At 73.5% G+C, this 22,961-nt stretch carries 27 protein-coding genes and 2 pseudogenes; 5 read left to right on the top strand and 24 right to left on the bottom strand.

Annotation, left to right across the window (positions count from 1 at the left end):
- Window positions 1-8 precede the first annotated feature (8 nt).
- From DEH69_RS00215 to DEH69_RS00155, 14 genes are all read right to left on the bottom strand, one after another.
- Window positions 9-251 (bottom strand): hypothetical protein, encoded by a 243-nt coding sequence (locus DEH69_RS00215; protein ID WP_113684794.1) that lies wholly within the window; start codon window positions 249-251, stop codon window positions 9-11.
- A complete protein-coding gene (locus DEH69_RS00210) occupies window positions 251-1,717 on the bottom strand; it encodes an NAD(P)/FAD-dependent oxidoreductase (RefSeq protein WP_113684793.1) in 1,467 nt (488 codons plus the stop codon). Before DEH69_RS00210 ends, DEH69_RS00215 begins: the two co-directional genes overlap by 1 nt.
- A gap of 82 nt (window positions 1,718-1,799) precedes the next feature.
- Entirely contained in the window at window positions 1,800-2,108 is a 309-nt protein-coding gene (locus tag DEH69_RS00205; protein ID WP_113684792.1) for a hypothetical protein, read from the bottom strand.
- 170 nt (window positions 2,109-2,278) lie between these two features.
- Complete coding sequence (locus tag DEH69_RS00200; protein ID WP_113684791.1) at window positions 2,279-4,081, bottom strand: ABC transporter ATP-binding protein; 1,803 nt, start codon at window positions 4,079-4,081, stop codon at window positions 2,279-2,281.
- Window positions 4,068-4,898 (bottom strand): class I SAM-dependent methyltransferase, encoded by an 831-nt coding sequence (locus tag DEH69_RS00195; protein WP_113684790.1) that lies wholly within the window; start codon window positions 4,896-4,898, stop codon window positions 4,068-4,070. Before DEH69_RS00195 ends, DEH69_RS00200 begins: the two co-directional genes overlap by 14 nt.
- Complete coding sequence (locus DEH69_RS00190) at window positions 4,895-5,479, bottom strand: hypothetical protein (RefSeq protein ID WP_113684789.1); 585 nt, start codon at window positions 5,477-5,479, stop codon at window positions 4,895-4,897. Before DEH69_RS00190 ends, DEH69_RS00195 begins: the two co-directional genes overlap by 4 nt.
- Window positions 5,476-7,419: an alpha/beta fold hydrolase gene (locus tag DEH69_RS00185; RefSeq protein ID WP_113684788.1), complete on the bottom strand. Its 1,944-nt coding sequence runs from the start codon at window positions 7,417-7,419 to the stop codon at window positions 5,476-5,478. Before DEH69_RS00185 ends, DEH69_RS00190 begins: the two co-directional genes overlap by 4 nt.
- 101 nt (window positions 7,420-7,520) lie before the next feature.
- A complete protein-coding gene (locus DEH69_RS00180) occupies window positions 7,521-7,721 on the bottom strand; it encodes a hypothetical protein (RefSeq protein ID WP_113684787.1) in 201 nt (66 codons plus the stop codon).
- Window positions 7,722-7,756: 35 nt separating this feature from the next.
- Entirely contained in the window at window positions 7,757-7,948 is a 192-nt protein-coding gene (locus DEH69_RS00175) for a hypothetical protein (RefSeq protein ID WP_113684786.1), read from the bottom strand.
- Window positions 7,949-8,034: 86 nt separating this feature from the next.
- Window positions 8,035-8,226, bottom strand: coding sequence for a hypothetical protein (locus tag DEH69_RS00170; RefSeq protein ID WP_113684785.1), 192 nt, complete (start codon window positions 8,224-8,226; stop codon window positions 8,035-8,037).
- A gap of 26 nt (window positions 8,227-8,252) precedes the next feature.
- Entirely contained in the window at window positions 8,253-8,432 is a 180-nt protein-coding gene (locus DEH69_RS00165) for a hypothetical protein (RefSeq protein WP_113684784.1), read from the bottom strand.
- A gap of 297 nt (window positions 8,433-8,729) precedes the next feature.
- A complete protein-coding gene (locus DEH69_RS31150) occupies window positions 8,730-8,897 on the bottom strand; it encodes a hypothetical protein (protein WP_181727181.1) in 168 nt (55 codons plus the stop codon).
- Between the two features lie 257 nt (window positions 8,898-9,154).
- Entirely contained in the window at window positions 9,155-10,153 is a 999-nt protein-coding gene (gap, locus tag DEH69_RS00160) for a type I glyceraldehyde-3-phosphate dehydrogenase (protein ID WP_113684783.1), read from the bottom strand.
- Between the two features lie 120 nt (window positions 10,154-10,273).
- Window positions 10,274-11,230 (bottom strand): GlxA family transcriptional regulator, encoded by a 957-nt coding sequence (locus DEH69_RS00155; protein ID WP_113684782.1) that lies wholly within the window; start codon window positions 11,228-11,230, stop codon window positions 10,274-10,276.
- A 137-nt stretch (window positions 11,231-11,367) separates the two neighbouring features.
- On the opposite strand from DEH69_RS00155, the gene DEH69_RS00150 reads away from it, so the two are divergent.
- A complete protein-coding gene (locus DEH69_RS00150; protein WP_113684781.1) occupies window positions 11,368-11,823 on the top strand; it encodes a tellurite resistance TerB family protein in 456 nt (151 codons plus the stop codon).
- Here the strand turns inward: DEH69_RS00150 and DEH69_RS00145 are convergent.
- Window positions 11,723-12,799 carry a M56 family metallopeptidase gene (locus tag DEH69_RS00145; protein WP_113684780.1) on the bottom strand — a complete coding sequence of 359 codons (1,077 nt, stop codon included), beginning with the start codon at window positions 12,797-12,799 and terminating at the stop codon, window positions 11,723-11,725. The genes DEH69_RS00150 and DEH69_RS00145 overlap by 101 nt on opposite strands.
- A gap of 4 nt (window positions 12,800-12,803) precedes the next feature.
- Complete coding sequence (locus DEH69_RS00140; RefSeq protein ID WP_258534331.1) at window positions 12,804-13,214, bottom strand: BlaI/MecI/CopY family transcriptional regulator; 411 nt, start codon at window positions 13,212-13,214, stop codon at window positions 12,804-12,806.
- Between the two features lie 148 nt (window positions 13,215-13,362).
- Between DEH69_RS00140 and DEH69_RS00135 the strand changes: the two genes are divergently transcribed.
- On the top strand, window positions 13,363-13,938 hold the full coding sequence (locus tag DEH69_RS00135; RefSeq protein WP_113684838.1) for a TerD family protein: 576 nt from the start codon (window positions 13,363-13,365) through the stop codon (window positions 13,936-13,938).
- 57 nt (window positions 13,939-13,995) lie between these two features.
- On the opposite strand, the gene DEH69_RS32205 is transcribed toward DEH69_RS00135, so the two are convergent.
- A complete protein-coding gene (locus tag DEH69_RS32205; protein ID WP_258534330.1) occupies window positions 13,996-14,163 on the bottom strand; it encodes a hypothetical protein in 168 nt (55 codons plus the stop codon).
- Here DEH69_RS32205 and DEH69_RS33300 point away from each other — a divergent pair.
- A complete protein-coding gene (locus DEH69_RS33300; RefSeq protein ID WP_309302746.1) occupies window positions 14,096-14,824 on the top strand; it encodes a zinc-binding dehydrogenase in 729 nt (242 codons plus the stop codon). The genes DEH69_RS32205 and DEH69_RS33300 overlap by 68 nt on opposite strands.
- A gap of 326 nt (window positions 14,825-15,150) precedes the next feature.
- Here DEH69_RS33300 and DEH69_RS00125 read toward each other — a convergent pair.
- The 4 genes and pseudogenes from DEH69_RS00125 to DEH69_RS00110 all read right to left on the bottom strand — a co-directional run.
- Window positions 15,151-15,735: pseudogene (locus tag DEH69_RS00125) on the bottom strand (aldo/keto reductase); the annotation flags it as partial.
- 222 nt (window positions 15,736-15,957) lie between these two features.
- Window positions 15,958-16,956: a DUF1996 domain-containing protein gene (locus tag DEH69_RS00120; RefSeq protein WP_258534341.1), complete on the bottom strand. Its 999-nt coding sequence runs from the start codon at window positions 16,954-16,956 to the stop codon at window positions 15,958-15,960.
- Window positions 16,957-17,405: 449 nt separating this feature from the next.
- Complete coding sequence (locus DEH69_RS00115; RefSeq protein ID WP_113684777.1) at window positions 17,406-18,506, bottom strand: glycoside hydrolase family 172 protein; 1,101 nt, start codon at window positions 18,504-18,506, stop codon at window positions 17,406-17,408.
- 22 nt (window positions 18,507-18,528) lie between these two features.
- Window positions 18,529-19,425, bottom strand: a complete 897-nt coding sequence (locus tag DEH69_RS00110; protein WP_113684837.1) for a carbohydrate ABC transporter permease — start codon at window positions 19,423-19,425, stop codon at window positions 18,529-18,531.
- Window positions 19,426-19,476: 51 nt separating this feature from the next.
- Here DEH69_RS00110 and DEH69_RS00105 point away from each other — a divergent pair.
- Window positions 19,477-20,226: pseudogene (locus DEH69_RS00105) on the top strand (substrate-binding domain-containing protein); the annotation flags it as partial.
- A gap of 125 nt (window positions 20,227-20,351) precedes the next feature.
- On the opposite strand, the gene DEH69_RS00100 reads toward DEH69_RS00105, so the two are convergent.
- On the bottom strand, window positions 20,352-20,771 hold the full coding sequence (locus tag DEH69_RS00100) for a CBS domain-containing protein (RefSeq protein WP_113684775.1): 420 nt from the start codon (window positions 20,769-20,771) through the stop codon (window positions 20,352-20,354).
- Between the two features lie 138 nt (window positions 20,772-20,909).
- Here DEH69_RS00100 and DEH69_RS00095 point away from each other — a divergent pair, with 138 nt between their 5' ends.
- A complete protein-coding gene (locus DEH69_RS00095) occupies window positions 20,910-21,344 on the top strand; it encodes a hypothetical protein (protein WP_258534327.1) in 435 nt (144 codons plus the stop codon).
- A gap of 127 nt (window positions 21,345-21,471) precedes the next feature.
- Here the strand turns inward: DEH69_RS00095 and DEH69_RS00090 are convergent, their stop codons facing one another.
- Window positions 21,472-21,915 (bottom strand): TIGR02611 family protein, encoded by a 444-nt coding sequence (locus tag DEH69_RS00090; RefSeq protein ID WP_113684836.1) that lies wholly within the window; start codon window positions 21,913-21,915, stop codon window positions 21,472-21,474.
- Between the two features lie 216 nt (window positions 21,916-22,131).
- Window positions 22,132-22,839, bottom strand: a complete 708-nt coding sequence (locus DEH69_RS00085; protein WP_113684835.1) for a TetR/AcrR family transcriptional regulator — start codon at window positions 22,837-22,839, stop codon at window positions 22,132-22,134.
- Between the last annotated feature and the right edge of the window lie 122 nt (window positions 22,840-22,961).

Here is a 22,961-nt window from a genome sequence, read left to right as displayed (position 1 = left end):
GCGGGGGTTCAGCGCGGGGGTTCGAGGCGCCAGTGGCGCAGGGCGGGGGCGGCGGCGAGCGCGGCGCCGACCACGGCCCTGATCTCGTCGGGCGACGCGCCGGGCGCGGCGATCGACAGGCCGATGCGGTCGGGCCCGGTGTGGTGGCGGTAGTGCCAGCGCCTCGGCAGCAGGCTCAGCAGCCTGACGACGGCGATCTCCCCGTGGTCGGCGTCGGGGGCCACGACGCGCAGCACGATGTGGGCGTCCATCAGCGGGTCACCGCCGCCAGGTCGGGGCCGAGCGCGGGCAGCGGCAGTCCGAACTCGCGGCGCAGCGCCGAACGGGCCGCGAGCAGCCCGCACATGCCGTGCACGGCGGGCCCCGGCGGGGTCGCGGCCGAGCACAGGTAGACGCCGGGCAGCGGGGTGCGGTAGGGGTCGAGGCGGGCGGCGGGCCTGAAGAGGCTCTGCCGCAGGGTGACGGCGCCCGTACCGATGTCGCCGCCGACGTAGTTGGCGTTGTAGCGGGCCAACTCCGCGCCCGAGACGCCGCGTTGGGCGAGGATCGTGTCGGTGAAGCCGGGCGCGTGGCGCTCGATCGCGGCGCGCACGAGCGGCAGCGGGTCCCTGGCGTCGCCGGGCGGCAGGTGGGCGTAGGCCCAGACGGGGCGGCGCCCTGGCAGCGCCCTCGAGGGGTCGCTGACGGCCGGGTCGACGACCAGGACGAACGGCGTCCCCGTGGCCAGGCCGCGGGCGTTGGCCGTCTCCTGGCGGTGGATCGCGGGGGCCGGGCCGCCGAGGTGGACCGTTCCGGCGCGGCCGACCGCGGGGTCAGCCCAGGGGATGGGCTCGGAGACGAGGAAGTCGGCCTTGCCCGCGGCCGGGCCGTAGCGGTAGCGGGACAGGGCGCGGGCATAGCGGCGCGGCAGCCGGGTGCCGCCCATGGCCAGCAGGGCGGTGGGCGAGACATCGAGCAACACGACGCGGGCGCCGGAGAGTTCGCGCAGGTCGGCGATGGCGTGCCCGGTGTGCAGGGTGCCGCCGTGGGCGCGGATGTCGTCGGCCATGGCCTCGGCGATGCGTCGGCTGCCGCCGCGCGGCAGCGGCCAGCCCGTGGTGTGCGCGAGGTGGGCCATCAGCAGCCCGATGGCGGCGCCCGGCAGGGAGGGCAGCGGGCCGACGGCGTGCGCGGCGGCGCCCGCGAGCAGGGCGGGCGCCCGTTCGCCGCGGAACGCGCCGGTGGCCCACGGGGTGCCGTGGCGCAGGACGCGGGGCAGCAGGGCCGGGGCGGCGCGCAGCCCGGTGGGGCGGCGCATCCCGGAGAGCAGGAGGTCGGTCACCTCGGTGGTGCGGGCGGCCAGGGGCGCCATAAGGCGCTGCCAGCGCGGGCCATCGGCGCCCAACTGGGCTGCGGTGGCGTCCAGTTCGCGATAGGCCAGGGCGGCGGGGCGGCCGTCGAGAGGGTGCGCGTAGGCGATCGGGGCGTGCAGCAGCTCCACGCCGCGGGCGGCGAGGTCGAACGCGCGGAAGAAGCGGGACGCGGCGGCCATGGGGTGCACCGCGGCGCACAGGTCGTGGTGGATGTCCGGGTCGAACAGCGCGGCGCCGCGCAGGCCGCCGCCCAGGGTGTCGGCCGCCTCGTGCACGGCGACCCGGAGTCCCGCGCGGGCGAGGGTGACGGCGGCGGCCAGGCCGTTGGGGCCACTGCCGACGACGGCGGCGTCCACGGTGCTCATCGGGGGTGTTCCTCCTCAACCTTCACTGTCAGGTCCTTCGCTACCAGGTCCTTCACTGCCAGGTCCTTCGCTACCAGGTCCTTCACTGCCAGCCGTTGGCGCTGGGGTCGGTGTCGCGGCCGCCCTCGTCGCCGTTGCCGCCCTCGTCGCCGTTGCCGCCCTCGTTGTCGTTGTCGCCTTTGCCGTCGTTGTCGCCGTTGCCGTTGCCGCCGTCGCTGTCGCCGTCGTCGCCGTTGGTGCCGCGGTCGGCTCTGTCCCGGTCGAGGCGTTCGGTGGCGTTGCCGGTGGCGCTCTCGTCGGCGTGCGCGGCGAGGGCGCCAGGGCCCGTGACGGCCAGCGCGGCCAGGGCGAGCGCGGCCAGCGGGCGGGTGGCGCGGGGGTGACGCTTCATGTCGGGTCTCCTGCCTGGGACTTCGGGTGGTGGCGTGCGGTGCGTGTGTTCGGTCTCTTCGATCGTCCCCCTCGCCGGTGCGGCGGGCCAGGCTCGCCGGTGGCAGCAGGCTGCGTGCGCGGGCACAGGATGCTGCCGTCGCGAGGGCGCGCCGGGCGCGCGGAGGGGGCTCAGGCCGCCGCCCGCGCGCCGTCGAGCTGGGCGGACGCCAGCCGCCGGTAGAGCGCGTCGCGCGCCATCAGGTCGGCGTGGCGCCCCGTGGCGCGCACCCGGCCCTCCTCCATCACCACGATCCGGTCGGCGTCGGCGACGGTGGAGATGCGGTGGGCGATGGCGACCACGGCGCAGCGCCCGGCGATGCGGCGCAGGCTGGCGCGCAGCGCGGTCTCGGTGTCGGAGTCGAGCTGCGAGGTGGCCTCGTCGAGCAGAATGACCTCGGGCCTCTGGAGCAACACCCGTGCGATGCACAGCCGTTGGCGCTGCCCCCCGGAGAGCCCCACGCCCTGGTCGCCAAGGTGGGTGTCGAGCCCCTCGGGCAGCTCGGCGATGACCTCGGTCAGCCCGGCGAGGTCGATGGCCTCGCGCAGCTCCTCGTCGGTGGTGTCGGGCGCGGCATAGCGGATGTTCTCGCGCAGGGTGCCGCGCAGCGCGGGGGTGTCCTGCTGCACATAGCCGACGCGGCCCCTGACCTCGGCGAGCGGAAGACCGGCGATGTCGCGCCCGCCGAGCAGGACCGTGCCGTGCTCGGGCCGGTAGAACCGCTCGATCAGCTGGAACGCGGTGGTCTTCCCCGCGCCCGAAGGCCCGACGAGCGCGGTCAGCCCGCGCCGGGGCACGCTGAAGGAGACCCCGTCGAGCACGGCGCGTTCCCCATAGCCGAACCGCACCCCGCGGAACTCCACGGCGGGCGCGTCGTTCCCCGCCGACGCCGGGGCGGGCGAGGGGCGTTGAGCCCCAGGGGTCTCCTCCTGCGGCAGGGAGGCCAGCTCGTCCACGCGCTGGATGGCGGCCCTGCCCTGCTGGTAGGCGCCGATGGAGAGGAAGACCAGCACGAGCGGCGACACCAGGTAGAAGAGGTACATCACGAACGCCGTGAAGTCGGCGGCCGACAGCGAGCCGGTCGCGACGCGGGCCATGCCCACCCCCATCACGGCGGCCAGGGACGCCTGGAGGCCGACGTTCATCGCGGGGGCGAGCATCGCGTCAAGGGCGCTGACGCGCACGCCGGAGGCGCGGGCGCGGTCCGCGAGCCGCGCGAGCCTGGTCTGTTCGCGCCCCTCGGCCCCGGCCGCCTTGACGGTGGTCAGGGCGGACAGGACGCGTTGCAGATCGGCGCCGAACGCGCCGGTGTCCTCGCGGTTGACCAGCGCGTGGCGGCGCAGGCCACGGGCCAGCGACACCGAGCCGAGGCTCGCGGCGCCCAGGCAGCCGACCGCGACGAGCAGCAGCCACACGTCGATCCACGCCATCAGCACGACGCCGCCGACCACGGTGAGGCCGTTGACGACGAGCTGGGCGAGGCTCTGGGTGAGCGCGATCTTCACCAGCGACGTGTCGGAGACCAGGCGGGTCTGCACATCGCCCTGCCGCTGCGCGTGCAGGCTTGCCAGGTCGGCGCGCAGCACGCGGCCCGAGAGCAGGACGCGGGCGTCGCGCACGATGTTCTCGCCCGCCCTGCCGATGAGATAGCCCTGGCCAGCGGAGAGCGCCGCGTCGGCGACAAACAGCGCGGCGAGCAGCACCACGAACCCCGCGACCGGGTCGCCGAGCCCCACGGCCTCGATGAGGTCGGAGACCACGACGGGCTGCACGAGCGCCGACGCCACCCCCGCGACGCCCAGGCCCACGCCGCCGAACAGCAGCCCGCGGTGGCGGCGCGCGGCGCCGCGCACGGTGCCGCGCTCCCGCGCGGGGCGGGTCAATGCCGGTGATTTTGAAGAGAGTTGGGTGGCGGTCAGGTCAGCTGTGGTCATGGGGGGCGTCCTCGGTGGGGCGGGTGTACCGGCTGATGTGGAGCGGGCCGTCGTCGGCGTACGCCGTGCCCGCCCAGTCGCCGTGCCGGGAGACCGGGACGAGGCCCGCCTCCGCGGCGTACGCGTCCACCTCGTCCGGGGTGGTCAGGCGGCTCAGCTCGCTGCCGACGCGGACCGTTCCCGCCTCGTGCCACAGGTGGGAGGCGTGCCACAGGCCGCCGCTCGGCAGCAGCGTCGAGTAGGTCTGGAGCCCGGTGCCGGGCTCGGGGTACGGCGCGAACCAGGTGGCGCGGGCGCGGCCCTCGTGCAGGGCGTGGACGAACGCGGGGTTGTGCGTCTCGACGACCAGGGTGCCCCCTGGGGCCAGGTGGCGGGCGGCGACGGCGATCGCGGCGCGCTGGTCGACCGGGTCGAGCAGCATCGACAGGGTGGCGCACACGCAGTAGACGAGGCCGTAGGCCGTGCCGTCGGCCCAGGAGCGTATGTCGCCGTGCACGGGCGTCACGGGCGCGGCCGCGGCGTCGATGGCGGCGCGCAGCCGGTCGAGCATCTCGGGCGACGAGTCGACGCCGACGACATCGCCCGTGCGCCGGGCCAGCGGGACGGCGATGCGGCCCGTCCCGACGCCCAGTTCGAGGGCGCGGCCGCCGGGGTGCCACTCGGCCAGGCGGCGAACGGCCAGGTCGGCCTGGGCGTCGCGTGGGAAGAGGCGGTCGTAGAAGTCGGCGAACTCCCGCCCGTAGCCGATGTCCTCGACCGTCTCGGTGATGTCGGGTGCGGTGATGTCGGGTGCGGTGATGTCGGGTGCCGTGGTCATCGCTGCTCCGCCTCTCGCGGCATGGGGGTGTAGGGGGAGACGAAGACGACCTCGGGCTCCTCGCTCTCGTCGTAGCCAGCCGTGCGGACCAGCGTGAACTGGAATCCCTTGACGTCGCGGCGCCCCGACCGTTCGACCTCGTCGGCCAGATAGGCGCGCAGGAGGCGGTAGGCGGGGACGTGCACGGCGTGCGAGAAGCCCTTGTCGAGCGCCTGGATGATCTCGCTGCCCAGGTCGAACACGGCCTTCTCCGGGCGGCGCCCGGGGAACCACGCGATCTGGTGCGGCGCGCGCCCCGCGATGACCTCGACGGGGCGCCACTCGGATGTCTCGCCCGCGTGGGACAGCGTCCGGTAGTGGAACTGGAAGTCATGCTGCGCCGGATTCGGCGCGAAGAAGCGCCAGTTGGGGAAGAGCGCGGCGAACGCGTCCCAGCGCAGAACGCGGCCGAACGCGGGGTTGGGGTGCTGCGAGCAGACGGTGCCGAGCAGCGCGAGCCCCGCGGCGACGCGGAGGGCGGCTCCAGGGCCCCGGAAGGGCCTGGCCAGGGCGGTCAGTGAGCTGGTCATCGGGCTGGTCATCGGGGCTCCGTTTCGAGGGCGGCGGCCGGGGCGGCGGCGTTCGCGGGGAGGTCGTTCGCGGGGAGGTCGTTCAACTCCGCGAGGAAGCCGCGCACATGGCCGACGACCTCGGCGGCGAGCCGGGGCTCGGTGAGCAGCCCGTCGTGGTCGGCGCCCTCGACGACCACCGAGCGCACCACGCGCCCGGGGCGCCGGTGGGCGTCCGCGATCTCCTGGTGCATCAGCAGCTGGTCGGGGTCGCGGTCCACGGTGTGCTGCGCGGAGACGACAAGGGCGTGGCTGTCCTGCGGGCACAGCGGGCCCTCGTGGGCGCGGAACTCGATCTCGGTGGAACGCCATTCGCGCGTCGCGGCGCGCCACATGCGGGCGTCGGCGTAGGCGGCCATGGCGGGGCGACGGACGGCGGCGGGCAGGTTGTCGACCCAGAGAGGGCGGGAAAGCAGGATGCCCATTCCGGCGCGCAGGCTGACGCCGAACGTGCGCAGCGCGCCGCCGACATACGCGGCGCCACTGCCCTGCTGGCTCGAACGGTTGAGCTCGTCCGGGTGCGAGGCGTCGAGGTAGACCACGCCGCGCAGCCGTTCGCCGAGGCGCGGCGCGGCCCTGCGGGCGATCTCGCCGCCGAGCGAGTGGCCGACCAGCACGACGGGGCGCCCCTCGGGGAGCGCGCCCTCGACGAGGTCGACCAGGTCGTCCACGGACTCGCGCAGCGTGTAGGCGACGCGGGCGACGCGGCGACTCGGCCCGTATCCGGCCCTGTGATAGGTCAGCCACCCGGCGCCCCCACCCCGGCCCTGCCCATGGCCCTGGCTCTCGCTCAACGCCTGGGCGTACCAGCCGAAGTGCATCGGCGTGGCCGCCAGGCCGTGCACAAAGACCAGCACCGGGTCGCCGTCGCCCGCGCCCGGCGTTCCGCGGTAGCGCAGGACGTTGCCGTGCCGCGTGGTGACGGTGCCGGTGCCGGGGCCCGCGTCGGTGGCGCGCAGCCGCCGCGCGGCGGCGACCGCGCCCGCGGCCACCGCTCCCCCGGCGGCGAGCAGCCCGGCGACCGGCAGCATCCGGTCGTCGCGGCCAGCGACGGCGGGGTGGCTGCGGGGCGTGCTGGTGTAGGCGACGGCCGGGTGCATCGCGGTGAACGACGTGACAAACCGTCCGAGGCCCATCACGAAGCCGTTGGCGACATGGAACGACGCGGCCGAGGCGAGCACGGGCCTGGCCAGCCGCCCGCCCCTGGCGTAGAGGACGGGGAACAGGCACTCCAGCGCGAGCACGCCATGCGCCAGCGTCCGTGCGGAGCGCGGATATCGCTCGGTGAGCCGCCACATGTGGCGCTCGCCGTAGGTGCGGGTGCGCAGCACTCCGCCGAGCGCCGAGCCGTCGCGCCAGTCGGAGCCGAGCAGCTTGACCCAGCCGGAGACGAGGTAGGAGAGGTTGGACTGGAGGGCGATGTACCACAGCAGCGCGTCCTGCGCCTGGGGCGAGCCCGAGAGCCTGGCGAGCCCGGTGGCGGTCTGGACGAGCCCCGACGCCTGGTCGGAGCCGTCGGTGCCGTAGCGCTGGGTGGGGTAGAGCAGGGCGTTGCTCGCGCCGAGGAAGAGGTCGGCGGCGCCGCGCCACCTGCCGCTGCCGGGCAGCAGGAGCGCGGCGGCGGTGGCGACGCGGGCGGAGTGCAGCGCGCGCGTGGACCACGGGTGCGCCACGGCGTCGAGCGCGCCGCGCAGCGGGCGGCCGCGCGCGGCGAACGCCTCGCGCGCGACGGCCCAGTCGTTGAGGCTGCGCGGGCCGGTGTGGCGGCGATTGGCGAGGTATTCGAGGCTGCCGACGAGCGTGGTCGCGGCGGCCAGCCGCTCGGAGGCGCCGAGCGCCTGCGAACGGGTCAGCGGCACGGGTCCGAGCAGCGAGGACAGTGCCGAACGTGCGGACGGTGGAAGGCTTTTCATGGTGGCCTCCAGGCTCGGTGGTTCGTCTGCGCGGCGGGCGGGGTCGGTGCCCGCCTCGGGGCCCGGCCCGCGTCGGGCGCGGGCCGGGCCCCGAGGGGTCGTCAGGATGTGGGGCGGATGGGGCCGCCGCTGCGGCCCGCCTCAAAGGCGTTGAGCATCGCGTAGCCGATCGCGATCCCGGCCAGCACGCTCGGCGTGGCCAGAACGGGCTTCTGCCGCGCGGAGATCCAGCCGCGCGCGTCGTCGACGGCGACGCTGGCGAGGGCGGGCGAGTCGTACAGGCGACGGCTCTGATCGTTCATGGTGCTCCTTCTTCCTCGGCTTCTTTCTTGACGGGTCACTCCGCGACCGGGCGGGTGGTGCCGTTGGCCTGGCACGCGGCGAGGCCGACGCCAATGCCCGCTACGAAGGCGACGGCGAGCGTCGGGGTGGCCATGACGGGCTGCGCGGCGGCCTTGACCTGCCCCGCGGCGCCCACCTTCAGCTCAGACACGGCGGCCAGGTCGGCGGGCAGCTGCGAAACGGACATGGAGGTCTCCTTCTCGTGGTGATTTCTGGTGTTCTCGTGGGGTGATGCGGGTGAGCTTCCGCAGGTGAGCGCGGTCGCTCAGGCGCTCAGGCGCTCGGGCGGACGGGGCCGATGGCGTCGGCCACCCAGGCCGCCGCCCTGACGACGGCCGACACCGCGGACGCGGCGGCGCACGAGGTGGACGTCACGGGCACCAGTGTCGACGGGGGCAGCCCCGCGTCGTCCTCCCGCAGCCCCGGCATCGCGGCCAGGTCGGCGGGCAGTCGCGCGAAGGACATGAACGTCTCCGCTCCTCGCGAGCGGGTCACTTCAGCACGGGCCGCGTGTCGCCGACCGCGATGGCGACCGCGACCGTGACGCACGCCGCCTGGCCGCTGGTCAGGACGTGCGTCACGGGCATGGCACTGGCGGGCGGGCGCCCGGCGTCGTCCTCCCGCAGCCCCGGCATCGCGGCCAGGTCGGCGGGCAGCTGCGCAACGGACATGGAGGTCTCCTTCTCGTGGTGATTTCTGGTGTTCTCGTGGGGTGATGCGGGTGAGCTTCCGCAGGTGAGCGCGGTCGCTCAGGCGCTCAGGCGCTCGGGCGGACGGGGCCGATGGCGTCGGCCACCCAGGCCGCCGCCCTGACGACGGCCGACACCGCGGACGCGGCGGCGCACGAGGTGGACGTCACGGGCACCAGTGTCGACGGGGGCAGCCCCGCGTCGTCCTCCCGCAGCCCGGCATCGCGGCCAGGTCGGCGGGCAGTCGCGCGAAGGACATGAGCGTGTCCTCCCGGGTCACTAGGTGGGGCGGATCTCGCCGACGACGCGGCCCGCGGCGTAGGCGACGACGATGGCGCCAGCGGCGCCGACGATCACCGGGGTGGCCGCGACCGGCAACGCGCCTCGGGTGACCCGGCCTTCGGTGTGCTCGTCGAGCGGGCCGAGGTCCAGCTGGGGAATGCGCACGGATGCCCTCCTTGAGGGTTGCGTGGATGGGGAAATGCGGAACGTTCCTGCCGTCCCGTGCCCACCACGATGGCGGCCCGCGGCCCGCCGCGGGGCCCTCCGGGCTGGCACAAGGCTGCAACCCCCCGGCAGCAACGTGCAACGCGCGACGCGACGCGCGGCACAACGCGAAGCGCCCGCGTCCCTTCGATAAGGACGCGGGCGCTTCGCGCGTGGTGAACCCCGGTGGGTGGTGGCCCCTCGGTGGGGGTGAACCGTCAGCGGGCGGCGAGGAGTTCGAGGGTGTCGATCACGCGGTGGGAGAAGCCCCACTCGTTGTCGTACCAGGCGACCACCTTGACACGGCGGCCCTCGACGCGGGTGAGGGCCGAGTCGAAGATCGCCGAGGCGGGGTTGCCCGTGATGTCGGAGGAGACGAGCGGGTCGTCCGAGTACTCCAGGATCCCGGCGAGCGGCCCCTCGGCCGCGGCCCGGTACGCCGCCAGCACGTCGTCGCGCGCCACGTCGCGGGCCACGGTCGTGTTGAGCTCGACGATCGAGCCCACCGGGACCGGCACACGGATCGAGTCGCCCGACAGCTTGCCGTCGAGGCGCGGTAGCACGAGGCCGATCGCCTTGGCGGCGCCCGTCGTCGTCGGAACGATGTTGACGGCGGCCGCGCGGGCGCGGCGCGCGTCGCGGTGGGGGCCGTCCTGGAGGTTCTGCTCCTGCGTGTAGGCGTGCACGGTCGTCATGAACCCGTGCTCGATACCCGCGAGTTCGTCGAGCACCGAGGCGAGCGGCGCGAGCGCGTTGGTCGTGCACGAGGCGTTGGAGACGATCGTGTGCGCGGCCGGGTCGTACGCGCCGGTGTTCACGCCGAACGCCAGCGTCACGTCGGCGCCCGCCGAAGGCGCGCTCACGAGCACCCTCGTCGCGCCCGCGTCGAGGTGCGCGCGTGCGGCGTCGGCCGAGGTGAACCTGCCGGTCGCCTCGAGCGCGACATCGACGCCGAGGTCGGCCCAGGGCAGCCGCGCCGGGTCGCGCTCGGCGAGCACGGCGATGCGGCGCCCGTCGACGACGAGGGCGTCCCCTTCGACGGTCACCGGGCGGCCGAGCCGTCCCGCGGTCGTATCGTAGGCGAGCAGCCGCGCGAGGGCGGCGGGCTCGGTGAGGTCGTTGACGGCGACGACGTCGAGGGCGCTGTCGCGCTCGAGCAGCGCGCGGAGCACGTTGCGTCCGATCCGGCCGAATCCGTTGATGGCGACGCGGGTCATGTGCGGTGTCCCTTCCCTTGGGGCCAGCCCGTTCCCCTTCGCCGCCAGGGTCGCGCGCGGCGTGGGGCGGTGACAGCGGCGTGAGCGCCCACGTTCGCAAGCATCGCGCCAGGCGCCCCGCTACACGCCGCGAGCGAAGGTCCGCCGGTACTCGGTCGGCGTCGTCCCGAGGATGCGCCGGAAGTGCAGCCGCAGGTTCGCGCCGGTGCCGAGGCCGACGTCGGCGGCGATCCGCTCGATGCCGCGCTCCGAGCGTTCGAGCAGCTCACGGGCCATGTCGACGCGGGCGCGCATCACCCACTGCATGGGTGTGTACCCCGTGTCCTCGACGAAGCGCCGCGAGAACGTGCGCGGCGACACCGCCGCGTGCCGCGCCAGCGCCTCAAGGGTCAGCGGCTCATCGAGGCGGCGCAGCGCCCAGTCGCGTGTGGCGGCGAACCGCTCGCCCAGCGGCTCGGGCACGCTGCGCGGCACGTACTGCGCCTGACCGCCGCTGCGGTAGGGCGCCGCGACCAGGCGCCTGGCGGCGTGGTTGGAGGCGGCAACCCCGAGGTCGCCGCGCAGGATGTGCAGGCACAGGTCGATCCCCGAGGCGGCACCCGCCGAGGTGAGCACGCTGCCCTCGTCGACGAACAGGACGTTCTCGTCGACCCGCACACGCGGGTGCCGCGCCGCGAGCGCGCGCGTGTAGTGCCAGTGCGTCGTGGCGCGCCTGCCGTCGAGCAGCCCCGTGGCGGCGAGCGCGAACGCGCCGGTCGAGATGGCGGCGAGCCGCGCGCCCCGCTCGTGGGCGGCGATCAACGCGTCGACGACGGCGCGTGGCGGATCGTCGCGGTCAGGGAAGCGGTAGCCGGGGACGAACACGATCTCGGCCCACGCGAGCGCGCCGAGGCCGTCGGCGACGTGGTACGAGAGGCCGTCCCCACCAGCCACGAGCCCGGGCGCCGCGCCACACACCCGCACCTCGTACGGCATGCTCGCGCGGGTGGTGAACACCTGTGCGGGGATCCCCACATCGAGCGGCTTGGCCCCCTCGAGCACGAGAACGCCGACACGACGCGGACGGGAGCCAGCCACGCCCCCAGGCTACGCGCGGCGGCCCAGGAGAACGCGCGGCGGCCCGCGAGGACGTGCGAGGCGGGCGGGGCCGGGGAGCGCCGAGTTCTACACTGTTGTAGAAGGTAGCCTTGTCCATCGATCGGGAGTTCTCTGCCATGGCCTTGTGGGATCGCATCAAGGAATCGGCGTCATCGTTGCAGGACCAGCTGAACGCCAAGAAGAACGACCTCAAGAGCGGCGCCTTCAGGGACGCGAGCATGGCGATGTGCGCGCTGGTGGCCGCCGCCGACGGGTCCATCGACCCCGTTGAACGCCAGCGGGTGGCCCAGCTGATCGCCACCAACGAGGTCCTCCAGAACTTCCCCGCCGACGACCTCCAGCGGCGCTTCGACGCCTATCTGGACAAGCTGACGGCCGACTTCGAGTTCGGGAAGGTCAGCGTGTTGCAGGACGTCGCCAAGGCCAAGAAGAAGCCCGCCGAGGCCCGCGCGGTCATCCAGATCGGCATCGTCATCGGCGGCGCCGACGGCACGTTCGACCACCAGGAGAGGGCGGTCGTCCGCGAGGCGTGCTTCGCCCTCGACCTGCCGCCCACGGAGTTCGACCTGTGAGACACGCCCTCCTGCGGCGCGCAAGGGGCGCGCCGCAGGAGGGCGTCGCGGCCCTGGGGATGAGAACGAGCGCGGTGGCGGCGTTGAGCGAGGACACCGTGGAGACGGCGGCGCCGCCCGCGGCGACCCAGGCGGCCAACGCGGTCGGCGTGTGCGCCGGGGGCCAACCCCGCGCGGGCGACCCGGCGTTGAGCAGGGCCGCGACCCCGCGCGGCACGGGACCAGGCGCCGCGAGTGCGGGGAGCGGCGGGGGCGGCGCGTCCAGGGACACCAGCGCGGCCCGGCCGACCGCGCGCGCCACCAGCCGCCGGTCGCCCATGACATCGGCGGCGTCCTCGTCGACCCAGCGCTCCGCGCAGTGGGCCACCGCCGTCCGTAACGGGCGCAGGAGCGGCTGGGCCCGCGCCGCCAGGCGGGCCAGCAGCGGGTAGCGGTGGTGCCGCCCGGCCAGGTGCGCCCGCTCATGGGCGAACAGCACCCGCCGCTCCGGCCCGGTCAGGGAGTCCAGCACCGCGGTCGAGGCGACGACCCGGCCGCGGCCCGTCCCGCGCCGCCCCGGCCAGGCATAGGCGTAGGGCCGGGGATCGGACAGCACGACCACCGGGGAGGCGGGCGTGCCAGCGAGCGCCCGCTCCATGGCGCGGCGGACCCGGCGCTGGCGCCACAGCGCGTGGCCGCACGCGGCGGCCACGGCGACGAGCGCCGGGATGGCCGCGCCCCCGACGGCGCCGACGAACAGCACCGCCTCCCGCACCTCGGGGTCCGACCAGCCGTCCGGCAGGGGATTGCCGGGGACCTGGGCCGTGCCCACGATCATGATGAGCGTCAGGCACACGGTGCCGCACAGCGCCAGGACAACGGCCACACAGGTCAGCAGCCGGGTCGCCGTCCGCGAATGCAGGTGCCGCTCGGCCAGCCGCGCGATCGGCCACGCCGTCAGCGGCAGCACGAGCGGCAGGAACACGAAGACGCCCAACGCCTCACTCCCCCGGCGCGGACTCCGCCGAGCCCAACAGGTGGCGCAGCACGCGCTCGTCGTCGGGCGAGAGCGTGTCGACGAAGCTGGCCAGCACCGCCTCCCGGTCCGGCTGCCCGTCGAGCACCCGGCGCATCCGCAGCGCGGCGAGCCGCGACACCTCCGCCGCCGGTCGCCACAGATAGGCGCGCCCGGCCCGCTCGCGGGTCACCGCCTGCTTGGCCAGCAGCCGCGACAGGATCGTCATCACCGTGCTGTAGGCCAGGTCGCCGCCGAGCCGCTCCTGCAACCACACCGCCGTCACCGGCCCCGGCGCGGCGCGCAGCGCCGACAGGACCAGCGCCTCCAACTCGCCCTGTCCTCGCCTCAGCAGAGGCGACTCCCGGTGGGGACCCGGCACATCGTGAGCCGTCACACGTTCTCCCTTCGCCGCGGAGCGCATCCATCGTACGGAGCGGTGGGAGGCAGGAGGGCCCACCGGGCTTAGTTCTACAGTGTTGTAGATTTTGGAGCCCGCATCGCCATGCGTGGGATGAACAGCGCATTGAACAGGAGTGATCGACATGGGTGTCTCGCTGTCCAAGGGCGGCAACGTCTCGTTGAGCAAGGAGGCGCCGGGCCTGACCGCGGTGCTCGTCGGCCTGGGCTGGGACGTACGGACGACGACCGGAGCGGACTACGACCTGGACGCCAGCGCGTTGATGATCACGGGCACCGGCAAGGTGGCCTCCGACCAGCACTTCGTGTTCTACAACAACCTGACGAGCCCTGATGGCTCGGTGAAGCACACCGGCGACAACCTCACCGGGGAGGGCGAGGGCGACGACGAGAGCATCCTGGTGGACCTGGCCGCCGTCCCTTCGGAGATCACCGGCATCGTCTTCCCCGTCTCGATCCATGACGCGACCGCGCGGAGCCAGAGCTTCGGCCAGGTGCGGAATGCGTTCATCCGGGTCGTCAACCAGGCCGACGGCCGCGAGCTCGCCCGTTACGACCTGAGCGAGGACGCATCGACCGAGACGGCCATGATCTTCGGCGAGCTGTACCGGCATGGCGCCGAGTGGAAGTTCCGCGCGGTCGGGCAGGGATATGCCTCGGGCCTCGCGGGAATCGCCGCGGACTACGGCGTCGGCGTCTGACGCGCCACGACCCGACGCGCCACGGCTCCCCCTGGGGCCGTGAGCCGGGGGCCGGGGTCAGTCGTCCTCGGGGTCGGGCTCGAAGGTGGAATATGCGCTCAACACGTGGGGCTCGTCCTCGTCATGATCGAAGCTCCATGACACATCCACCAGCACGATGTCGTGCTCCGCGATCCACTCGTGGGCCCTGCCGAAGGCATCGGCGGCGGTCGCGGCGGGAAACAACTTCCTCGCCAGCCGAGTATGTCGCCGCGCCCGCGGAGGTGCTGGCCGCCGCGCCCCGCACGGTCGAGCTGGCCGACGCCGCCGCGCTGCCCCTGGCGGGGCTGACGGCGTGGCAGGCGCTGTTCGAGCGCGCCGAGGTGAAGGCGGGGCAGAGCGTTCTGATCAACGGCGCGGGCGGCGGGGTCGGCGGGTACGCCGCTCAACTGGCCCGGCGGGCCGGTGCGTCCGTGACCGCGACCGCCAGCGCGCGCAGCGTCGAACGCGTCCGCTCCTACGGCGTGGACCGGATCGTCGACCACACCGCCGCGCCTCTCGCCGTGGCGATGGCCGGGCAGCGGTTCGACGTGGTGCCGCACCTCGTTCGCAACAGCGCCGACGAGACCGCGCGGCTGACCGAACTGGTCGCCGATGGCGGGGTGTTCGTCAGCACCACGACGCCGGGGCCGGGGAACGCGGGGCGCGGGGTGCGGGGCGCGGGGTGCGCGTCGAGCAGGTCATGGTGCGCGGCGATGCCGCTCAACTCGCCGAGCTTGTCGCGCTCGTCGACGCGGGCGACCTGCGGATCGGCGTGGCCAAACGGCGCCCGTTGGCCGACCTCGCCGCCGCTCACGACGCGGCCGTCGCGGGGCGGTTGGCGGGGAAGACGGTGTTGATTCCCTGAGGTGGGGGGGAAGGTCGTCCCGGTCAACGATCGGCGTGTGGGCGTCCGAGGCCGTTCGCCGAACGGGCGCGGCGGACAACGGTGGTGCTTGGCGGCCGTTGCGCCGGGGTTGGTCGGGGTGGCGTCGCGCGACGTCGAGGTCTTCCGGATGGGCTCGGCGCAGGAACCCCTTCGGGAGACCTCGACGCCTACCCGGCCACCGCCGGTCCCTGACGGGCGATGACCTGTCCCGCTCCGGTCCCGGCGCGCGAAGGTGACCGGGGCCGGAACGACAGTCGCGGCCGGAACGACAGTCGCGGCTTGTGGGCGATTCAGCTCCGGGGCGTTCAGTGGCTGATGTGGTCCGGCTCGGTCATGTCCTCAGGGGAGAGGGAGAGTCCCGCGCCCGCGATGTTCTCGCGCAGGTGTGCCGTCGTCGATGACGTGCCGGGGACGAGCAGGATGTCCGGTGATCGTTGCAGCAGCCAGGCCAGTGCGACGGACATCGATGTCGCCTCCGATCGAGCGGCGACCGCCGAGAGGGCCGAGGACTGAAGCGGGGTGAAGCCCCCGAGGGGGAAGAAGGGCACGTACGCAACGCCGGTGGCGGCAAGCCGGTCGATGGGCTTGTCGTCGTTGCGCGCGATGCTCTCCTCCTCGGTGACCTGCTCCCCCGTGGCGTCGCTGACCCCGAGGTGGCGGATCGGGCCCTGCCGCTGGAGTTCGACGAGCGTCTCGAACGGCTCGGCGAGCGAGCCGGGCCGGGGGCCAGCCGCACGGTTCGTCGCGGGTCGCGCCCACCCTGGTCACGATGTGCGCGACTCGGGACAAGGGTGCAGTGCCTCGCGGATCAACTTGTTGGTGACGCGCGGCCCGTAGGCGTCGCTGGTGTCGATGTGGGTGATGCCGAGCTCGACCGAACGCCGCAGGACCCTCCGTAGCCGCCGTTGAACGCCCGCCCTCCCCCGGGTCGGAGCCGCCGAGGGGGGCGGGCAGCATGCCGCCCGACTCCCTTGAGGGGTAAGCGAGATGACGCGTAGGGTCACGGTAGCCTACGCGCGTAGCATTTGATAAGCCCATGACAACATTCCCTGCGTGAACCCGTGCCCCCCTGCTACGCGCGCCCGCGGCAGGGGGGCGGTCGCGGGGCGCGGTCAGGGGAGTTCGTAGTCCTCGTCCAGCGCGGCGCCCTCCCCCGGGTGGAACTGGTCGTAGCCACGGGCGTCACACTGGAGCCCGCCGTTGATGCAGTGCTCCACCATGGCCGCGAGGGTCGGCTCGCCCCAGGCGTTGAAGAAGTCATAGTGGAACGAGTAGCCCTCGCCGCTGGCCAGACGGACGCCCGACATGTCGCCGTCGACCGGGAAGGCCATCTTGAACTCGACCATCGGCACCGCCACCGGGTGGCTCTCGGGGCAGACGTCCGCCCCGTTCTCCACGACCGGGTAGGACATGTGCGCCTGGTGGTCAGGGGAGTCGAGGTGTCGGCCGTCCCAGCAACTCGGAGCCTGGAAACGGACGTTGAGCTGGCCGCCTTCGGGGCAGTGGGCCGGGATGTTGCCGTTGTCGTAGGAGTCGCCGCACTCCCAGCCCTGGACCGTGGCGTCGAGGAACTCCGCCTCGGACTGGAACGGGCTGCCGACCACGTACCGCAGGCCCGTCGGGAAGGGGCGCACGGTGGTCTGGTCCCTGATGCCCGACTTGTAGTAGACGACCTGGTGGCCGATGGGACGGACCTCCCGGTCGCCGTCGAACATGGTCGGCATCCAGTACGCGCTCAGGTCACCCGGCACCTCGCACGTGGTGCCGCCCGCGGCGAGGGAGGCGCCGTCGGAGTGCGCGTCGGTCGTGGTGTTGCCCGTGAAGGTGTGGTCGTGCGAGGCGCCGGGGGCCCCGGGGTAGACGATCGGGTCGTCGGGAGCGGTGTGGCTCACCAGGCAGTTCGCCTGGAACTCCCGGTGTTCGGCGAACGGCGGGTTCTCCTGCGGCTCGATGCCATCGACCGGCTCGTCCACCGGGATCCACTCGCCCGGGGGCGGCGGCGCCATGGCGGTGCGGTGCGCGGCGTGCGGGTCGGGCGCGGCGCCCTCGCCACCGGGCGGCGATGCGGCGGCGCCCATGGCGGTGATACCAGCCGCCACCACCGTGGTGATGAGCGATCCGGATCACAAGGCTGACTTCCGGAGCATGCGGATCTCCCCTCTCGCTGTGGGGGGGTGAAGGGGGTCTCGGAAGAGACGGGAGAGCGCTCTCCTTGGGAGAGCGCTCTCCCATTCCGCGGTGTTGCCGCGCTGTTGAGAATGCGTCAAGAAGCATTCGCCGTTTCCGGAACGGATCCGGTTGCCGGGTGGCGACGGGCGGCCTGGGCTGTCGGGACATCCAGGAAATCGCTCTCCGAGCGGTCACCGGGGCCCGCACGCCCAACGACCTTCGGTAACCGCTCTCCCAACGGCCCTCTCGGTAATCGCTCTCCGAACGATCATGGGTAACCGCTCTCCCAGCGCCCACCCCGCGCCGCCGCCCCCGCGCCCCCCGCACGCCCCGACACCCGCATGCCCCCCACGCACCGCACCTCCCGCAAAGCCAGCGCGGCGTCAGCGCGTTACCGCGGGCGGCGTCCCTCGCGCCCCGGCAGCGGCGGAGGGGTCACCGAGCCGCCCCGCTGGTACCAGTACGCCACCGACGCCACGTCGTCGCTGCGCTCGAACAGGCCCGTGCCGACCTGTCCGATCTGCTGGAGCGTGACGCGAATGTCCTCCGTGAAATAGACGGGGTCGGGCAGGTGCCAGCGGTAGAGCCCGTGGTGGGGCGCCGTCGCGGTGGCGTAGGGCGCGCCCCGCGAGGCGTCGCGCGTCTCGTACTGCGGATATCCGAAGTACGGCGCGGAGAACGTCAGCACCCGCGGCTCGACCTCCGTCGAGAGCCGGTCCTGGAACGCCCACGCGCCCCCGGCGTAGTCCTCGGTGCCGGTGCCGCAGATCGTGGGGTGGTCGGTGTCGCCGTCGAGGTAGAACTTCACCTCGCCCTCGCCCCACCAGTAGCGTTCGAGCGCCACGATCGAAAGAAACGTTCCCACATACGCCCCCGAGCCGCGCACCCCGTCGAGGAGGACGTGGTCGACGCCGCGTTCGGTGGTGGGCGTGCGGCGCCATTGGGCGTGGAACCGCGGGGTGTCGGCCGGGAGTTGGGGCACGGTGACATAGTCGATCTGGAAGAAGAAGCCCGTGAGGTCGACGGGGTGCTCGCTGGTGACGGTGATCCTGGCGCCTTCGGCGAAGGGCATCTGCCAGTAGGCGTTCATGCCAGCGGTGGGGGCGACCACGACGGGCTGGGAGGTGACGAGGGCGCGGGCGCCGTTGCCGTTGCAGAAGAAGTCGCCGAGCGGCACCTCGACGGCTGGCGCTTCCGCGCCGTCCCAATAAGCCCGCAGCACCAGGTCGCGCAGGACGAAGCCGACGGCGTCCGTGTGGGCGGCGCATGTGATCCAGACGTGGGTGATCACGCCCGCGCCGGGTATGTCGGCGAGCACGGTGGTCTCGCCCGCGGGCAGCGTCAGGCAGGGGCGGCCCTTGCGGCCCGGGCCGAGCTCGGAGGCCGCCCGGCCGCCCGCGCCCTTCGCGCCTTGGGGGTTCTCGGCGGTGATGGACCGGCTCGCCATCCCGTGGGTCGGCACGAGGGGGAGCGGGAACGGTTGCGTGAACATGGATTCCTCGGGGCTCAGGGGCTCATCGGCTGCCGGACGTCTTGATCGTCTCCGTGAACTGCTTCTGGAAGACGAAGAAGAGGACCAGCGTCGGCAGGGCCGCGACGGTGGACGCGGCCATGGAGTAGTTCCAGGCGGCGGAGAACTGCCCCTGGAAGTTGGAGATGCCGACCTGGATCGGGATGATGTCGGCGTTCTGGATGATGGTGAGCGGCCACAGGAAGGAGTTCCAGGTGGCGAGGAAGAAGAAGACGGCGAGGGCGCTCAGCAGCGGGCGGCTCATCGGCAGGATCATCGACCAGTAGACGCGCCAGTAGCCGCACCCGTCGATGCGCGCCGCCTCCTCGATGTCGTCGGGGAAGCTCAGATAGAACTGCCGCAGGAAGAAGATGCCGAACGCGTTGAAGACCGCGGGCAGGATCATGCCCAGGTAGGAGTCGAGGATCCCGAGCGACTTCGCGACCAGGAAGAGCGGCACCATGATCAGCGGCAACGAGATCAGCAGCGTCGCGTAGATGACGGCGAAGATGGTGTCCCTGCCGCGGAACGACAGCCGCGCCAGCGCGTATCCGGCCATCGAGTGGAAGAGCAGCGAGAGCACCGTCACGGCCACGGCGACCAGCAGGGAGTTGAACGCGTAGCGGGCGAGCGGGATCTCGGAGAAGACATAGCGGAAGTTGTCGAGCGTGGGGGCGTCGGGGATGACGGAGGGGCTGTAGACGTCCTTGGCCTGCTTGAACGCCGTGGAAACCATGTAGACCAGCGGCAGCACGGTCAGCACGGCGAGGAACGCGATGCTCGTCCACACGGCGGCGGGCCCCACGTTGACACGGCGTTGACGGAGCGGGGATGCGGGGCCTTCGGGCGCGGAGGCGGAGGCGGGGCGCTGACGGTGCGCGGAGGCGGAACGTTCAGGCATCGACGCGGCCCCCCTTGGTGATCGCAGCATGAGCAGCATGACCGCGTCGAGGACATGGCGCGCGCCACGGGCTCGTTCGTGCTCACCGCGAGCACGGACGAGGACCACCAGCGGATGGGGCGGCTGGTCGACGAGTTCTCGGGGCGCGGCGTCGACGGCCTGCTGCTCGCGCCGCCGCCGGGCGACCAGGCGCGGCTGGCCGCGCACCTGCGCCGCGGCATGCCGCTCGTGCTGGTGGACCGGCCCGCCGAGGGCATCGACGTGCCCGCGGTGCTGAGCGACAACGCCGGTGGCATGCGCGCCGCGGTGCGCCACCTGGCCAGGCACGGGCACCGGAGGATCGCCTACCTCGGCGACCTGCGTTCGACGCCGATGCGGCAGCGCTACGAGGGCTTTCTCGCCGGTCTCGCCGAGCACGGGCTCGCGCCCGAGCCCGAGGCGGTGCGGCACGACACCGAGAACGAGGCCGAGGCGATCGCCGCCGTCGCGCGCCTGCTGGCGGGCCCTGAGCCGCCGACCGCGATCATCGCCGCGCGGAACACCCTGTCCTTCGGCGCCGTTCGCGCGCTGCGCCGGGCGGGCGCGCACCACCGGGTGGCGCTACTCGGCTTCGACGACATCGACCTGGCCGACGAGCTGGATCCGGGGCTCACGGTGGTCGCCCAGGACCCGCGGGAGATCGGCGGGGTGGCGGCCGGGATCCTGCTCGACCTGCTCGCCGACCCGGCGGCCAGGGCCACCGGCCGCCTGCTCCCGACCCGCCTGATCCCGCGCGGGTCGGCGGAGATCCGCCCCGCCTGAGGCGGGGCCGCGCCGGGTCAGGTCCCGCGCGTCGGGGCTGAGGGCCTCCTCGTTGGGCTGGGGCCTCCTCGTTGGGCTGGGGCCTCCTCGTTGGGGCTGGGGCCCTACTCGTTGGGGCTGGGGCCCTACTCGTTGGGGCTGGCGGCGCTGATGTCGCTCAGCGCCGACCCCGGGTCGCGCTCCACGGCCAGGTCGCCGAGGGAGACGATGCCGATGGGGCGCTCGTTCTCCACGACGGGAAGGCGCCGCACGGCCCGCCCGCGCACGAGCGACAGCGCCTGCCGCACGTCGTCGTCGGGCGCGACGGTGAGCAGTTCCTCGCTGCACGCCTCGCTCACCGGCCGGTCGGTGACGGCCCCGCCCTCGGCGAGGATCCGCACGACCAGGTCGCGGTCGGTGACCAGGCCCCGCAGCGCGCCGTTCTCGACGACGAGCACGGAGCCGATGTCCTCGGTGCGCATCCGCTGCGCGACGTCGATGACCGACGCCTGCGGCGTCACCACCACCGGGTCGGCCGTCATGATGTCCCGAACCTGCTGTGCCATGGGCCTCTCCTCACGAGGGAACGCGGCGACCCGACCGGCCACCGGACACGCATACCTCGGCGCACCGGGTTCCCCCGGAACCCAGAAGGCAACCGCCTGCGGCGCGGGGGGGCACGACGGGGGAGTGGCGTCGGGTGCGTGCGCCGCGCCGACGAGATCTTCGCCTACCACCACACGCCGCCCGGCGACGCGGCCAGGCGGCGCGCGCTGCTGGTCGCGATCTTCGGGACGGTGGGGGAACGTGCGGTGCTGCTGCCGCCGTTCCACGCGGGGTTCGGGAGCAACGTCCACATCGGCGACGACTTCTTCGGCAACGTCAACCTCACATGTGTCGACGACGTGGACATCCGCATAGGCGACGGCGTCGTGATCGCGCCGAGCGTGACGCTCACCACGACGGGGCACCCGGTGCATCCCGCGCGGCGCGTGGACTTCGCGCGGTTCTCCGAGCCCATTGTGATCGAGGACAGGGCCCGGATCGGCAGCAACGCGGTGGTCCTGCCCGGCGTCCGCATGGGTACGGGTCGGTCATCGGCGCGGGGAGCGTCGTCAGCCGCGATATCCCGCCGATGACCGTGGCGGTCGGGTCCCCGTGCCGCGTGCTCAGGCCCGCCATGGACGACGACCTCACCACGCGAACGGCATGCCGCACACGCCCCGGAGCCCGTAGCGCCGCGTGCGCCGTGGCCGCCGTGGGCGGTCAGTCGCTGATCTCCCAGGGCATCACGATGCCGAACTGCCACACGTACACCGAGAGCAGCACGGCGCAGATGACGCCGCCCACCACGGTCAGGGCGATGTTGCGGCGGCGCACCGCGGGGTCGAGGGCGCGCTGTGCGGCCTGGGCGACCTTGCGCTTGGTCCATCGCAGCACCAGCTGGGCCCACACGAACTCGGTGCCCCAGATCGCCATGCCCGCGAAGATCACCAGCCAGCCTGGCCCCGGGAACGGCAGCATGATCACGCCAATCACGACGACCACGAGGCCGACGAGGAACACACAGACCTGCCAGCCCAGGTGGAGGGCGCGGGAGCTCTTCACAAACCTCGGGGCGCGGGAGCCGAACGGCTTCGCGTCGTCGGGCGTCGCGGGCGATGCCGCGACGTCGGGCGCCTGCTGGAGCTGCGTGTCTATGTGGCCCATCGAGATAGGTCAACCCCCTTGGGTAACGGCTGGCGCCCCCAGAGGATGTCACTTAGTGACAAGCCTGGCAAGGGCTCGCTCTCCTGCCCCAGGAGACGCACGGACGCGCCGAGAGGTTTCGCAACCTCCACACCTCCACGCCAGTCTCGAAAGACCCAGCTCGGAAGGCCCAGTCTCGGAAGGCCCAGCTCGGAAGGCCAGCTCGGCCGCGCGGCCTCACCCCGCGGTGGGGGACGTCTCGTCGACCGGGTCCCCGACGGCGCCCGCGGTGGCCCCGCGGATGGCGTCGGCGACGCGTTCGGGGGTGTCGGCCAGCTCGCCCGGGTCGGTGCCCGCGAGGAGCGCGGCGCCGATGTCCTCGTTGACGACGCGCAGCGCGGCCGAGGCCGCCGCGGCGTGCAGGCGCACCTGGAGGTCGTCGGCCCGAAGGCCGAGGCGGCGCGCGATGATCCCGGCCATCTCGCGTTCCACCTGGTCGCAGGCCATGAGCCAGGCGGTGCGCAGCGCGGGCTCCCGGTCGGCCAGCAGGACCATGCGCCGCGCGAGCGTGGCGTCGCCGCTCTCGTCGGCGTCGGCCTCGGCCTCGGCCTCGGCCTCGGCGTCGGCGTCGGCCTCGCGGCGGCGCCTGGCGCTCTCGGCGGCGATGTGCTCCTCGATCGAGAGATGCGGCGGCCAGCCGCGCAATGCGGCCAGCTCCCACTCGACGCCGCGCCTGACGATCGGCTCGGCGCAGCTCTCCTTGCTGCGGAAGTGGCGCCAGATCGTGCGGGTCGACAGGCCGACGGCTTCGGCGATCTGGTCGCCGCTCGTCGCGTCGACGCCCTGTTCCCAGAACAGGCGGGCCGCCGCGCGGGAGATCTCAAGGCGCAGGCGGTGGCGCCGTTGCTCGCTCGTCCCGCCCGCGCCGCGCTTGGACGACGCCATGCCGATCGCCTCCGCTCACGCCCACGCTCACGCCCACGCCCGCGCCCACTCACGCGCCCACACACGCCCGCACACCGCGTGCCGACATGACAGCGTGACAGTAAGTGACACGCGGGCGCCCG

The organism is Streptomyces sp. PT12 (assembly GCF_003311645.1).
In the GTDB taxonomy this organism is placed as follows: Bacteria; Actinomycetota; Actinomycetes; order Streptomycetales; family Streptomycetaceae; genus Streptomyces.
The sequence above is the reverse complement of the archived record's forward strand: the minus strand, read 5'-3'. Positions and strand labels throughout refer to the sequence as shown.

What these genes read in the sequence shown, in the direction of transcription:
- DEH69_RS00115 (WP_113684777.1), bottom strand. Translation starts at nt 18,506, where the DNA reads ATGTTCACGCAACCGTTCCCGCTCCCCCTCGTGCCGACCCACGGGATG.
- DEH69_RS33300 (WP_309302746.1), top strand. Translation starts at nt 14,096, where the DNA reads ATGTCGTGCTCCGCGATCCACTCGTGGGCCCTGCCGAAGGCATCGGCG.
- DEH69_RS00200 (WP_113684791.1), bottom strand. Translation starts at nt 4,081, where the DNA reads ATGACCACAGCTGACCTGACCGCCACCCAACTCTCTTCAAAATCACCG.
- DEH69_RS00110 (WP_113684837.1), bottom strand. Translation starts at nt 19,425, where the DNA reads ATGCCTGAACGTTCCGCCTCCGCGCACCGTCAGCGCCCCGCCTCCGCC.
- DEH69_RS00205 (WP_113684792.1), bottom strand. Translation starts at nt 2,108, where the DNA reads ATGAAGCGTCACCCCCGCGCCACCCGCCCGCTGGCCGCGCTCGCCCTG.
- gap (WP_113684783.1), bottom strand. Translation starts at nt 10,153, where the DNA reads ATGACCCGCGTCGCCATCAACGGATTCGGCCGGATCGGACGCAACGTG.
- DEH69_RS00190 (WP_113684789.1), bottom strand. Translation starts at nt 5,479, where the DNA reads ATGACCAGCCCGATGACCAGCTCACTGACCGCCCTGGCCAGGCCCTTC.
- DEH69_RS00085 (WP_113684835.1), bottom strand. Translation starts at nt 22,839, where the DNA reads ATGGCGTCGTCCAAGCGCGGCGCGGGCGGGACGAGCGAGCAACGGCGC.
- DEH69_RS00175 (WP_113684786.1), bottom strand. Translation starts at nt 7,948, where the DNA reads ATGTCCGTTTCGCAGCTGCCCGCCGACCTGGCCGCCGTGTCTGAGCTG.
- DEH69_RS00195 (WP_113684790.1), bottom strand. Translation starts at nt 4,898, where the DNA reads ATGACCACGGCACCCGACATCACCGCACCCGACATCACCGCACCCGAC.
- DEH69_RS00090 (WP_113684836.1), bottom strand. Translation starts at nt 21,915, where the DNA reads ATGGGCCACATAGACACGCAGCTCCAGCAGGCGCCCGACGTCGCGGCA.
- DEH69_RS00100 (WP_113684775.1), bottom strand. Translation starts at nt 20,771, where the DNA reads ATGGCACAGCAGGTTCGGGACATCATGACGGCCGACCCGGTGGTGGTG.
- DEH69_RS00150 (WP_113684781.1), top strand. Translation starts at nt 11,368, where the DNA reads ATGGCCTTGTGGGATCGCATCAAGGAATCGGCGTCATCGTTGCAGGAC.
- DEH69_RS00180 (WP_113684787.1), bottom strand. Translation starts at nt 7,721, where the DNA reads ATGAACGATCAGAGCCGTCGCCTGTACGACTCGCCCGCCCTCGCCAGC.
- DEH69_RS00165 (WP_113684784.1), bottom strand. Translation starts at nt 8,432, where the DNA reads ATGTCCGTTGCGCAGCTGCCCGCCGACCTGGCCGCGATGCCGGGGCTG.
- DEH69_RS00215 (WP_113684794.1), bottom strand. Translation starts at nt 251, where the DNA reads ATGGACGCCCACATCGTGCTGCGCGTCGTGGCCCCCGACGCCGACCAC.
- DEH69_RS00170 (WP_113684785.1), bottom strand. Translation starts at nt 8,226, where the DNA reads ATGTCCTTCGCGCGACTGCCCGCCGACCTGGCCGCGATGCCGGGGCTG.
- DEH69_RS00185 (WP_113684788.1), bottom strand. Translation starts at nt 7,419, where the DNA reads ATGAAAAGCCTTCCACCGTCCGCACGTTCGGCACTGTCCTCGCTGCTC.
- DEH69_RS00135 (WP_113684838.1), top strand. Translation starts at nt 13,363, where the DNA reads ATGGGTGTCTCGCTGTCCAAGGGCGGCAACGTCTCGTTGAGCAAGGAG.
- DEH69_RS00210 (WP_113684793.1), bottom strand. Translation starts at nt 1,717, where the DNA reads ATGAGCACCGTGGACGCCGCCGTCGTCGGCAGTGGCCCCAACGGCCTG.